Annotated in this window: 8 protein-coding genes; 3 read left to right on the forward strand and 5 right to left on the reverse strand. The window is 46.2% G+C overall.

Annotated features, from left to right (window positions below):
• Positions 1-5 precede the first annotated feature (5 nt).
• The 5 genes from esaA to J7E26_RS17120 all read right to left on the reverse strand — a co-directional run bounded on the left by esaA (position 6) and on the right by J7E26_RS17120 (position 9,618).
• Positions 6-3,185 carry a type VII secretion protein EsaA gene (esaA, locus tag J7E26_RS17100; protein ID WP_214803445.1) on the reverse strand — a complete coding sequence of 1,060 codons (3,180 nt, stop codon included), beginning with the start codon at positions 3,183-3,185 and terminating at the stop codon, positions 6-8.
• On the reverse strand, positions 3,182-7,657 hold the full coding sequence (essC, locus tag J7E26_RS17105) for a type VII secretion protein EssC (protein ID WP_214803442.1): 4,476 nt from the start codon (positions 7,655-7,657) through the stop codon (positions 3,182-3,184). The genes esaA and essC overlap by 4 nt, the downstream gene beginning before the upstream one ends.
• A 54-nt stretch (positions 7,658-7,711) precedes the next feature.
• A complete protein-coding gene (gene essB, locus J7E26_RS17110) occupies positions 7,712-8,995 on the reverse strand; it encodes a type VII secretion protein EssB (protein WP_214803439.1) in 1,284 nt (427 codons plus the stop codon).
• Positions 8,996-9,009: 14 nt separating this feature from the next.
• Positions 9,010-9,249 (reverse strand): ESX secretion system protein YukD, encoded by a 240-nt coding sequence (gene yukD, locus J7E26_RS17115; RefSeq protein ID WP_061522283.1) that lies wholly within the window; start codon positions 9,247-9,249, stop codon positions 9,010-9,012.
• A gap of 75 nt (positions 9,250-9,324) precedes the next feature.
• A complete protein-coding gene (locus J7E26_RS17120; RefSeq protein WP_214803436.1) occupies positions 9,325-9,618 on the reverse strand; it encodes a WXG100 family type VII secretion target in 294 nt (97 codons plus the stop codon).
• Between the two features lie 328 nt (positions 9,619-9,946).
• Here J7E26_RS17120 and J7E26_RS17125 point away from each other — a divergent pair, with 328 nt between their 5' ends.
• The 3 genes from J7E26_RS17125 (at position 9,947) to J7E26_RS17135 (ending at position 13,205) form a co-directional block, all read left to right on the forward strand.
• Positions 9,947-11,176: a sporulation transcriptional activator AdeR gene (locus J7E26_RS17125; protein ID WP_214803433.1), complete on the forward strand. Its 1,230-nt coding sequence runs from the start codon at positions 9,947-9,949 to the stop codon at positions 11,174-11,176.
• A 103-nt stretch (positions 11,177-11,279) separates the two neighbouring features.
• Positions 11,280-12,410, forward strand: coding sequence for an alanine dehydrogenase (ald, locus tag J7E26_RS17130; protein WP_214803431.1), 1,131 nt, complete (start codon positions 11,280-11,282; stop codon positions 12,408-12,410).
• A 117-nt stretch (positions 12,411-12,527) separates the two neighbouring features.
• Positions 12,528-13,205 carry a YukJ family protein gene (locus J7E26_RS17135; protein ID WP_214803428.1) on the forward strand — a complete coding sequence of 226 codons (678 nt, stop codon included), beginning with the start codon at positions 12,528-12,530 and terminating at the stop codon, positions 13,203-13,205.
• The last annotated feature ends 140 nt before the right edge of the window (positions 13,206-13,345 follow it).

The following is a 13,345-nucleotide window of genomic DNA, read 5'->3' on the forward strand; positions in this document are numbered from 1 at the left end:
GTTTTTTACGCTTCATAAGATTGATCGCTTTCTTCCGTTTTTTCCGTAATCAGGCGAAGAATCAGCGGAAGCGCCGCTGTGATCAGCGTAATGATCAGCAAGACGGTGATTCCCATCGTAAACAGATGGCCCGTTCCGTATTGAATATCAATATAGATTTTAGAAACAGGGCTGTCAAAGCTGAAGTTCGGCATAATCAGATCGATCAGCGGCGCCACGTAAAACAGAATCAGCGCGGATGATGCGATCCATCCGGAGATCGATCCGAAGATAAAGGCTGCCCGGATAAAAGCTGAACTTGCGGCCAAAAGCAGAATGGTAAAGACTGACCATTTAATCGTCTGATCGTCCGGAAGCGAGTAAATATTCAAACCGAACAAACTGATCATCAGGCCGACAAGGATATTTAAGATGCCAAACAGCGCACCTTTTACCAGAAGCGGCGCATTTTGATAATACGAGCTGAAATAACCGATCAGAAGGCTGCTGATCAGGACAATGACCAAAATGACAACCGGCGGAACGTTTTGGGTGTGTTCTTCCGGCACCTCGCCGCTGATTTTAAGCGGATTGGCCAAATAATCGTAAACGTATCCGTTCTCCTGCCCGTCAACGAGCGCATTTCCTAAAATGCCGTAGACATCATTTCTGATCAGTTTCGTTGAATCCACGTTTTTACCCCAATTACTGTTGAGGGTATCGGCTTTATGCTGCACATCATTTACGCTTTGCTGCATGTTGTCGGTGTAGCTGATGATGCCTGACTGGCGTTCCGATAGATGACCCATCGTGTCTGATATTTGCAGCACTTCGCGGCCGACGGTATCCTGAGCGCTCAGTGCCATCGTACCGGTTAAACCGTTTTCGTTAAATACTGCCGCTTCCTGCACGGCGCCTTTTGCGAGCTGATCTGCTGCATTGGCGGCGCTTTCTGAAATTTTTGCAAGCTCATTGAGCACTCCCGATTGTTCATCTCTGATATAGCTGTTGTAGTTATCAGTGAATTCGGTCATGCCGCTGATGAAATGATTGATGTCTTCATCGGTTTGCATCTTGTTGTTTTTCAGATTTTCCCAGCTTGCCGTTTCTTCCGGTTTAATGGCGAGGACGGATTGGACTTCGCCTTGCTGGGCTCTCAGCACCCTGTTTTTCACATCGGGCAGTGAGCCTGCGTCAAGAGAATGATAAAGCGTCGCCTCGTACAAAGATAAATCATTATAGTAGCTCATTAAATCTGATATCTTTTTCGTATTGATGTCGGCGGCAAATATTCGCTGCAAATCTGATTTGCGGCCATCGTCCAGTGACGGGTAATGCAGAATATTTTGTTCAACGCTTCGAATCATCCTATAGACGGTATCGAAGTCTTGATTTCTTTTTTCTTGTGCTTGTTCAAGCTTACGCTGTAATTTTTCCGCTTGGTCTTTTAAGGAATCAATTTGCTCTTTAAGCTTCGTGATTTCATCATCAAGATCATCGAGACGTTTTTTCAGCTCTTCATTATGAGATTGCTGTTTGTCTTGGAGTTCTTTTTCAATTTGCTGAATTCGTTCGGCAGCTTGATTCAGTCTTTCTTTTGCCTTTGACAGGTCTGTACCGCCGTCTCCGTCTGTTCCGTTATCATCCGTTCCATTTTCATCAGCAAGCGGGATGACGCTGAGAGGGGTTTTGGCGGATGCGGTTTGGACGGTTTTGGTCTGATGGTCATCTGTTTTATCGGAAGATGATTGCTTGTCTTCTTGTCCTGAATCCTGGCTGTTTGTGCCGCCTGTTTTTTCGTCCTCAGCAGGCACCGTTGCATTTCCGTCATTTTGATCGGGATTTCCAGTGTTATCCTGATCGGTGTTTTCACCGTCATTCGTATTACCTGGTTCCCCCGGCTCCGGTTGTTCTTTCCCCGTCTCTTTCAATCCTTCAGAAATATCATTGATTTCAGCGGCAATGTTATTCAATTCTTCACGCTGATCGTCTAAATCAATTTTCAGCTCGCCGGGTTTTTCTTCTTCCGGTTTTTCTTCTTCTTTCGGTTTATCTGAGCCGTCATCTCCCGGATTCTCTTCCGGAACGCTTAAATATTGGCGATCCCTTTTCATGATCGTTTGAATGCTGTTCAGCGTTTCAAATCTTGATTGGGCTTTATATTGGGTCAAATAGTTGTCCAATAAATTAGATTGAATGTTTGCCATGCCGAATTCCTGCTGAGGCACCTGCTCTTCTCTCACCTGTTGGGCGGCCGCAATCGCTGAGCCGGTTTGGCCCAGCTGTGTTTTTGCCTGGTTTATGCCTGTGGCCAGTCCGCTCATGAGAGTGCTGAATTGGTTGGCGGCCTGCTGCGCTTTAATGGCGTTCAGTCCGGTTGTGATTTGCTGCTGATTTTGTTCCTGGGCTGCCAGCAGCAGTTTTTTCTGGTTTTCTTGATATTGTTTGTATCGTTCAACTGTATCGGCAAAATCTTTAAGTGTGTTTTTTGCTTCGTCAGCTGCGGACAATTTTTCTTTTGACGTGCCCTGCGCCTCATTCATTGATGCTTTCAATTCGTCAATTAAGTCTTTTTGCCGCTTGATTTCACCTGCCAGGTCATTGGAGCTTGGCTTATAAAAGTTGTACATAACGTTTTGGAATTCTGATTCTTTATTGACGATCTTGTCAAATTCGCCTCTGACATTGTTCACTTTTTGCGAGACAAAATTCCAATACAAGGCCGACATTTTTTTATTCATTGATTTTTGTGCGTCCTCAAGCTCGCGCTGCACTTTTTCTTTGTTGACGGCATTCAGGTTGCTTTGAATGCTGAATGTCAGTGCGGCTTTTTGCGGACGCTCCTTGTCATAACTCAAAATGTCTTTTGAAAAATCAGAGGGAATATAGACGATGGCGTCGTATTTCTTTGCCGCCAAACCGTTTTCCGCCGCGCTCCGGTTGACGACCGTCCAAGAATAATCCGGACGGTCACCGAGAGCGGCTGCCACTTCTTTGCCGAAATGGACGGATTGCGGCTGTTCGCCGTCCGCTTCCGTTTCCTCATTTAACCCGGTGTCTTCATTTACGACCGCGATTTGGCGTGTGGCATTTATCTTTTGTTTCGTCGGGTCATCGCCGATAAACCGGAAAAACAGCACCGGCAGCAGCAAAATGATGATGACCGCGGCTATTAATTTCATCAGGCTTTTTCGTTGTTCCGTCATCTAACAGCCTCCCTTTCCGCAGAACATAAAGGAATTTGAATTTTTTGCTCCTTCCCGTTTTCAACCAAGTAGCCGAAGCCCGGCTGAATGTCCGGTTCCTGCCGCTGATAAGGCAGCGGAATCACATTTTGTTCGGATTTTTTCACAAGCAGCATCGCATGGCGTATCTGCTTCATTTCCGTCGTTAAGGAGTCATAGCCTTTTGAGAATTCGCTGTGATTGCCTGCCGGGATGAAGCTGAAGCCTACGTGCGCGTACGATTTCATAAACATCGCCAGCGTGTCCTGAATGGAGGTATCGATCGTCTGCTGGAACCTCGTAATGCCGTCTGCCATCAACACGACCGGAGAAAAGCTGAGCTTGTGCACATCGCCATGCTTAACGGCCTGCGCGTACAGCGCTTCCCGCTCTTTGAAGATGTATTCGGCCGTTGCGATCCACTCCTTCACGTCTTCTTTTGTATCCAAATAGCTGACGTTTGTTTCCCGCGCATAATGTGAAAGCCCGCGGTCAATGGAGTCGAACAGGCCAATCAGTTCTGTCTCTTCACGCAGCAGGTGTTCAATCATCACTTTCATGACATTTGTTTTGCCGCGCTGTGTCTGGCCTAAAATGAGACAGTGCTTATGTTTCCCGAGATCAAAATACACAGGGCTGACTTTTTCCTCATGAAGCCCGAGAGGAATTCGAAACGGCTCCCTGTCCGGACCGAGACGGAGCGAGAATTCTTTTGCCGACAGCATATCCGGAAGCATCGGAATCGGCGCCGGCCCCGGTTTTCCTGCATGGCGCTCTGCTAACGCCTGAACATCGCTTTTCAGCGTTTGGAACATCTCGAGATCATTTTCCGCATCAGCAGGAAGAAGCATTTGCGCGAAATACAGTTCTTCTTTTTGAATCATGACGCGGCCAGGGATCGGTTCGAGGCTGAATGGCGGACGCCCGTAAATGGAATAACCTTCGGATTGGTCCATTAAATAGTGGACAGCTTTTGTTTTTAAGTTGTTTAAAAGCGACTGGCGGACGGCGTTTACCCTTGTTGCGGTGAGCAGGAAGTAAATGCCTAAGCTTTGCCCGTCGCGGGAAATCTGAATGAATTCCGATTCTAATTCATGCATTTCGTCTTTTACGATATCAAAGTTATCAATTGCCATAAAAATAAACGGAAGCTCTTCTTCGCTGAGCGAATTGTACATTTTGATATGGCTGACTTCTTTTTCCCTGAACAGCCGTTTTCGGTGTTCGATTTCTTCCTTGATGCGGATCATGAATTTTTCGATCTTTCTCATTTGATCCATTAAGAAATAGTCAGCAGTATGCGGGAGCTTCGCCAATGGCAGAAGCGTGCCGTTTCCGAAGTCAAAGATGTACATATGCAATTGCTCCGGCGTGTATCCTTCCGCAAAGTTCATCAGGAAGGTGATCGCAGCTACTGACTTCCCGTAGCCGGACGAGCCGAAAATACCGATGTTGCCGTCATCCATCATCGTATAAGCGAGCGGGGCCTGTCTTTGCTGATCAGGCTCATCAATATACGCAATGAAGAAACGGTCTTTTTCTTCCACCGGAAAAAGAGTGCGCGGTATGCGTTCAGCAAGCGGCGGAAGCCACGGGCTCGGCAGTCTTTCAATGCCCATTTCTTTTTGAATGCGTTCTATTTCATCAACCACTGCTTCTATCTCAGCTGGCGCATCTTTTTTCGCCAGTTCGTCTGTATCGACTTCTGAGAGCGGAATCAAGCCCGTATCGGTAACAATTGCGATGTCATCCTCCGTGCCGTACACATCCTCCATATAAGGCGCACCGCTCCATGCGGACTGGAACTGCTCGTACACTTCGTTATTGCCGACCTGCAAATATCCGCGTCCGGTCACGGTAATATTCGCCGCATCGCTGTTTTTCAAAATTTCTTTACTGTCGCTTGCATCCTGCACCTTCAGCGCAACTTTAAATCGCGAGTTGCTCCAAATCTGGTCATCAATGATGCCGCCAGGTTTTTGTGTTGCAAGTATTAAATGCACGCCAAGGCTTCGCCCGATGCGCGCGGCGCTGACAAGCTCTCTGATAAAGTCGGGCTCTTCGCTTTTCAGCTCGGCAAATTCATCTGAAATTAAAAACAGGTGCGGCATAGGAATCTCCGCTTCTCCCTGTTTATACAGCTTTGTATAGTCGTTGATGTGATTCACGCGATATTGGTCAAACAAGCGCTGCCGTTTTTTCAGCTCGCTTTTAATTGAAGCAAGCGCCCGGATACTGAAGTTCTTGCTTCCTTCGATATTGGTGATCGTACCGAGCAGATGAGGCATTTTACGAAACGGCTGTGCCATTCCTCCGCCTTTATAGTCAATCAGTAAAAATGCAGCTTCATGCGGATGGAAATGAACGGCCAGTGACAGGATGTACGTTTGGAGAAACTCACTTTTCCCGGAACCCGTCGTTCCCGCCAGCAATCCGTGCGGTCCGTGGGCTTTTTCGTGCAGGTTTAAATACACGATGTCATCTTTTCCTTTGTAGCCGATCGGAACGGACAGCGATTTCGCTGATTCACTCGTCTGCCATTTCTGCCTGATGCCGATTTCTTTTACTTCTTTTGCATGAAACAGCTCTAAAAATGAGACCGTTTCAGGGATGGAGTTTGTCATCCCGACTTGATGCTGTAATGTCCGCAGTGTTCGGGCAAACCGTTCATTGTTTTGCCGTTCATGCTTGTCCAGCCTAAACGGAAGCTGCACCGCTTTTTTCTTTTGAATGAGAATATCTCCTTCATCTTCATTAATGTAGCGGACGAGGGTGTGAATGTTTTCTGACAGACTTTCCTTCGTTTCCGCGGCGATGATGGCTGAGATGCCGAGATGCTCATGGCGGCCTTCGATATATTCTAAAATGACGTGCTCTGAAATCAGCTGCTGGTTTGTGATGACAAATATAAAATGCGGCTGGAAGACGAGTTTTTCTTTGTCTTCTTCCAAATCCCGCTCTCTCAGCAGCTCGTAAATAGACGATAACAATTGATCACGGGTCTGTTCATTGTAAATAAACCCTTTCGCATACATATGAGGCAGCTGAAATTGCGGCAGCCACTTCATCCACTCCCATTCCTTATACTCGTCTTCATGAAAGATGAAGACAAAACGCAGGTCGTGGTAGCTGTTGAAAAAAGCGAGCTGGCCGATCAGCTGGTGAATCTCATTTTTCACGATTTGTGATTTTCCGATGAGTCCCATCGCCCCTTCTTGTAAATCAACGGTGACGGGCGCGTTGCGGATGTCCTTGTACACACGCTGCATATGCTGTGACTGCTCCATCAGTTCATCTATGTCGCGGTTTGCCAAATCGCCGCCGCTCATGGAAATCTCGTAGCTTGCGGGAACCGTTCCCGTTCCGAGCCGAAGCATGAGAAAATCCCTGCTTTCCAGCGATTTTTCCCAAATGCGCCCGCTGATTTCAGAGGTTAAGTATTTCATGTTTTCAAAGGATGGAAAATGGAACGTGAGCACTTGCAGTTGCTTTTCAGAAAGCGCCTGCAGCTCTTTCCGTTTGTTATCTAAATACAGCTTGTACACGCGCTCCCGCTTTTCCTCGCGTTTTTTCCGCTGGCTTTTTTCGCGAAAGTATTGAACGGTGGACGTAATCAGCGTCATGATAAACATCGCCATGGAGATGAGGATGAAAATTCCTCTCGGCTGGATGATGGCGACAACCGTCATGACGATCAGCATAACCAGCGGAGGCAGAATGACGAGCCAGAGGCCTCTGTTGTTTTGATCGCTCTCTTGCGAAGGAAAGCTGAATGAGACCCGGTCTTCGGGCAGATCATAGACCATCCGCGGCGTTCTGCGGTATTGCGGATATTTCTTTTTCATTTCGGTGCTTGGTTTTTTTGTTTTGATTAAACCTGTTTGAAACCGTTCGTGGTGAATGATTTCTAATAGGTCATCTTCCGTCAGCCTCACCCGCAGAAAATTCCACAGCAGCTCGTCTCCCGTCTGAAGTGTTTGAGAGGCGGAGGCACGCTCGCCATTCACGTAAACTTCCTGACTTCCGGGGATGACAGACCAGCTTTCTCCCGCTTTCTCCAAATAAAATGTGCCTTCTTGAGCGGAGAACGGTTCTTTAAAAATATCCGCTTCCGGAAGCTCCGAAGAGAAGACAATCTCATCCTTCCCACCGATAAAATAAACGGACGTTTCCTGCCGGTCTTCAGTGATCCGGAACCTAATGTCCTCTCCTTCAATCTGAAAGGAAACGTCATTTCCTATTGTCAATGCGCCGGCACAGTTATTTCCCAGGAAAACATCATACAGGTCCGTTTCTTTGCGGCGAAGGGAGACTGCGGCGTGCCGGAACGGAAGAGAGCCGATCGTGACCGTATCCTTCATATCCGCTCCGATGGTCAGCGGCTGGGATGCCGGGAGCTCAGACAGGTTGATTTTTTGAACGTGTTTCTGATAAAACACCCATAACAGACTCATATGGCGAACCTCCTGACAGCCTGATCGTTACTTGCGGCCATTTGATGTATTCTGTTATTTTTTTTCATCTTTTTTCTCATCTTTCTTGTCGTTCTCTTTGTTATCCTTTGCTTCGGCTTGTTTTTCCCCGTTATCTTGTCCGGCTGCTTCGGCGGCTGTATCATGATCGGCGTCCGCTTTCTGCTCGTCTATTTCTTTTTGTGCTTTCGTCAGCTCGCTTTGCACGGAGTCCAGTTCTTTTTGCTTTTCATCGTCCTTCATACTGTCATCCGCTAATAGTTGCTGTTTATATTTCGAGAGTCCGAGCCAGATGTACGGGTTGTATTCCAGCTTGCGGCCGATGCTGATGGCTTCTTCATTTTCGCCTCTGCCGATATCAATCCAATAAAGGAAGTGTTTAGGATCTGATTGAAGCGTGACTAAATTTCCGATGTTTTTCCGCTGTTCTTCTGAAAGCTTTTCAACCGCAACATACGAAGAAGCAAGCTCGTACTGCACCGATTCAGGCAGGCTTTCCGCATCATATTTCGCCAGCGTATCTATCACTTTGCTGTATTGCTGATTTAAAAAAGCCCGGTTGCTTTCTACGATCGCTTCTTGTTTCGGCTGGGCGAAAAACAGAATGTACATGGAATACAAAAGAGCGGGCACAAGCAAGACAGCCAGCGCCAGTCCGGCGTATCTCTGTATTTTCCATTTCTTTTTAGGTATTTTTATGTATGTTTTATCCCTGGCTTCAAGCCGGTCAATTGTGTTTTGGATCGTTTCTTCCAGCTCTTCAAACGACTCTGCCTCTAAAATGCTTTTAGCCTCGGGAGAGAATGAAAGCGTCTCATTGTATTTCAGATACTCTTCAAAGGTGTACGCCCCGTCAGCGGCCAGCGCTGCGGCCGCTTTAAGCTCTTTCCATACCCTTTGCCCATCTTCTTCATAGGGCGGGAGGCTTTCCTTAACGCCGTAATAAAGAAAATGCGGTGTCAGCGCTTTATCAAACACGATATTTTCCGGCGCTGCGATGATATGGAGCCGTTTTAGTTTGTGCTGCTTGACGGCTTGGACGAGGCGGTACGCAAACTGCCATCTGCTTTTTTTATCTTTTCCTTTTATATAGCGGAAAGCCTGATAGGAGGAAGGGGGGCTGACGATTATCGTTACTTCGTCTTCTGACACAAGAACCTCTTTTTGAAAAAAGGGATCAACGTCTTTGATAACATTCGCCTCAAGGCCGTCCAGGAGCTTAATTTTTTCCCGCTGGAAGGTGAAAGTGAAGCCTGATTCGGTTTCTGCCCGTGCGGCGTCTAATTCGGTTTCTAAGTAGGATCGCTTATGATCTGCCATTCCACCATGTCCTTTCATAAAATTTCAAGACGGTCTCCATTCGTAATGCCGCAGTCAGATAATTTGTGTTCTCCGGAGAAAACCGTTTCTTTATTGACCACTCTGATCCAATAGCCTTCACGCGGCGGAATGGATACATTCTGAGCCTGCCGGGCAATATCGATGACTTTTTTCACAGGATGGTAATCTGACAATCTGAGATCGAAGACACTGCCGTTATATTGTGTTAAATCTATTGTAATATCGATATACATATTCATATCACCCTTACATAGAAAGAGCGCCGTCTTCTCGATTGAATCAGGCGCTCCATTTCTTCATTCATCTTATTATCCGCGAATTTGGTTAGCGATATCTTGGTCAGTTGACTCAAGCGTATTTGCTGTTTGATCGAGCTGATGATTCACATCTTGAAGCAATTCAGACATTTTAATAAATGAAGGTTTCAGCTGCTCATATTGATCTGCAAATGCTTCACTTGAAGCACCGTCCCACATGCCTTTTAAATCAGAAATCATTCGGTTCAAGCGATCAACCTGATTCATGACTTCCTGACTTTCAACGCCATATTGCTTAGCCATCGCTCTTAGCTCTTCGGGTGTGACACGAATTAATCCAGACATATTCCTTATTACCTCCTGTGTCATCAGCCTAAATATGGGCTAATTCACTTATTTTTTGAACGTCATTATTATAAAAACAACAATTCGGTACAGTCAAACAAAACTGTTTTAATTTTACAAAATGAGTCTTATGATATACAAGACTTTTTAATATTTTTACACATTTTGTAAATAGAATAGTATGATTATCTTATTCTTCCTAATTTAAACAAATGATCATATTGTCCTATTTCACTTTCGTGCAAATGTGTCCAATCTGACAGCCTTCCAGTCTGAAAAGTAAGATGGTAAGATCAAGGTATGAAGCTATGAAAAAGTAGGGATATCCATGACCAATCCGACAGATCCATTTAAATACAGTTTCGACAGGCTTGAGGATGTAGCCGATCATATCAGTGAAGTTCTTCAATGCCCGATTACAATAGAAGATGTCAATCATAAGCTGCTCGCTTACAGCACGCACAGCGATTGTACAGACCCGGCCCGCACGTCGACGATTATCGGGCGGAGGGTTCCTGAAAAAGTCATCAATAAATTGTGGAAAGACGGGACGATCCCGGCTCTTTTAAAAACAGATCAGCCGATCAAAGTGAAAGAAATTGATGAGGTCGGACTAAGCAACCGCGTTGCCATTTCCATCTGGAAAAACAGTCAGGTTCTCGGGTTTATTTGGGCGCTGGAGGTCAAAAAAAAACTGAATGAAGATGATTTGCAGACACTTCAGCTCGCCGCCAAAGCAGTGCGGAATAAGCTTTTGCACCTGCAAATCCGCAAAACAAAAATAGAAGAGCGCGGCCAGGAGTTTTTTTGGAAGATGCTGACCGGGCATATTTATCAAGAAACCGAGATGGCCGAAGGGTTTCATAAGCTCGGAATGGCGCTGCCGCCCGCGTTCAGCGTGATGATTATCCGTTTGAATGAGGAGCTGACCGAAAAAACCGAGCAGCAGCTGCAATATTTACAGGAAACGACCCAGCAGATTCACGTCCTTTTGGCGACGGCGGATTCGAATGAATTAATCATGTTAACCGCGCCGAAAACCGATCAGCCTTTTAAGAACCTGAAGCATTTCGCCTTACATATTCAAAAACAGCTCAAGGAACGTTATAAAATTGAGGATGTGTCTATTGCTTTCGGCGGAATATACGAATCCCTTTCATATGTATACCGTTCTTATCAGGAAGCACTTTCTGTATTAAAAGCGAAAGAACGGTTTGTGAGAGAAACCAAACACCTTTTCAGCTTTTCGGAGCTCGGTATATATCAATACTTGGATGTACTGGATGAAAAGCGGAAGCACAGCGGTTATATGAATTATTCATTATCGAAGCTTGAGCAATATGACAGAGAGCATCAGGCAGATATGGTGAAGACGCTTGAACGTTTTATTGATGCGGACAGCAATGTCAATACCGCCGCTAAAGCGCTCAACATTCATGTCAATACGTTAAATTACAGGCTGAAACGGATCAGCCAAATCGCTGAAATTGATTTAAAAAACATCAATGAAAAGTTTACGATTTACCTTGATATCAAACTTCGAAGCATGGATTCGTGAAATTTCACAAATCCGTGTTTTTTTATTTTCTGTTTCAAACAAAGAATTTTCACAAAAATCAAGCTACACTTGAAGCATCACACAAACATTGGGGGAAACAGACATGATTATAGGGGTTCCAAAGGAAATCAAAAACAATGAAAACCGAGTTGCATTAACACCTGGAGGCGTTTCACAGCTGGCCGGACACGGCCATCGGGTTCTTGTGGAATCCGGAGCAGGCCTTGGAAGCGGCTTTACAAATGAAGATTACGTATCCGCAGGCGCGGAAATTCTTGAAGACAGAAAGCAAGTATGGGATGCAGAAATGGTTATGAAGGTGAAAGAGCCGCTGGCTGAGGAATACGCGTATTTCCGCCAAGGCCTGGTCTTATTCACATACCTTCATTTAGCCGCAGAGCCGGAATTAGCTAAAGCGCTTACAGAAAAAGGCGTGACAGCAATTGCATACGAAACAGTAACTGACGGGCGTTCATTGCCGCTGCTTACGCCAATGTCTGAGGTGGCGGGCAGAATGGCTGCTCAAATCGGCGCCCAGTTCCTTGAAAAACCAAAAGGCGGAAAGGGCATTTTATTAGCGGGCGTACCGGGTGTTTCCCGCGGAAAAGTCACCATTATCGGAGGAGGAGGCGTCGGAACAAACGCCGCGAAAATGGCTGTCGGACTTGGTGCCGATGTGACAATGATCGACTTGAACGCAGACCGTCTGCGCCAGCTTGATGATATTTTCGGGCATCAGATTAAAACACTGATCTCAAATCCTGTCAATATCGCAGACTCTGTGGCAGAAGCGGACCTTCTGATTTGCGCCGTGCTCATCCCGGGCGCCAAAGCACCGACTCTCGTTACAGAAGAAATGGTAAAACAAATGAAACCGGGTTCAGTCATTGTTGATGTTGCCATCGATCAGGGCGGCATCGTTGAAACCGTTGATCATATTACAACTCACGATAACCCAACGTACGAAAAACACGGTGTCGTTCACTACGCCGTCGCCAATATGCCGGGAGCCGTACCGCGCACATCGACGCTTGCGTTAACAAATGTAACCGTCCCTTACGCCCTTGAAATCGCCAATAAAGGCGCGGCCGCTGCAATTGCAGACAGCCCGGCGCTCAAAGCGGGCTTAAATACGGCAAACGGTCATGTGACGTATGAAGCGGTTGCCAAAGACTTAGGCTACGATTACGTGCCTGCTGAGAAAGCGCTGCAAGGTTCAGTGACAGGAGCTTAATAAAAATGAAAAGGATGGCCGATTAACCGGCTGTCCTTTTTTCTATTTTCATCAAAAGGAAAACGGCCCCGCCGCCTCGAATATAGATTCATATCCCGAAAGAAAAGGAGGATTCATATGGCTGTTCAGCATTATGGTGTATTGAAAGGCACTGTCTTAGATATGAGAAGGGAAACAGATGATGATTCTCCGCATTTTCAAGTCGAGGTGCTTGGCGAGCCTGATACGCGCTATCGCTGTGCGATCAATGTCATGTCGAGTTCAAAGGAATCAGAGGTTCTCTATGCGGCACGCGATCATTTTGACGCGAGTGCCATTACCCTGCTTCCGAACATGCCGTATGGATATACCGCGATTGATGAGACCAATCGTGAACTGGCGCTGGATTATGTGCGCGGCGGACTGTTTGATCCGCAGAAAATGGAGCCGCTCCCGCATGAAGTTACGGGGCCTGATAATGATTTAAATGATTTTATTGAAACCTATATGCAAAAGGCCAAGGCAGAAAAAGCAGCCGTCTATATTTACGGCTCTAAATTCGGGCCTGAACCGGCGGCTGATAAGATATTCGGGTTCAAACCGACAAACGGCATGCATAATATTCATATGAACCAAGGAAACGCGATAGATACACGCTGGAAAAAGGATAACGGCACCTGGCACGACGGCGGCATTTTAATCCAGTTTTCAGACCAGTGGGCCGCGGTCTTCTTAGCTTTCTTATCTCAATCCTGGTGCACAAATGAGGAAGGCCATCCCTTTAAGGATTGCGATCATACACAGCTTAACAGCTGATTTTTCGTATAAAAAGCCTGCCGAATGAAGGGACTGACCCCCTAGAATGAGACAAATAAAAAACACCTTTAAGTTAAAAAGCGGGTATGGAATACCTGTAAACAACTTGGAGGTGTTTTTCTATGGGCAAAAGAGTAAGC

Origin of the sequence: Bacillus sp. ISL-51 (assembly GCF_018613535.1) — a bacterium.
Lineage (GTDB): Bacteria > Bacillota > Bacilli > Bacillales > Bacillaceae > Bacillus.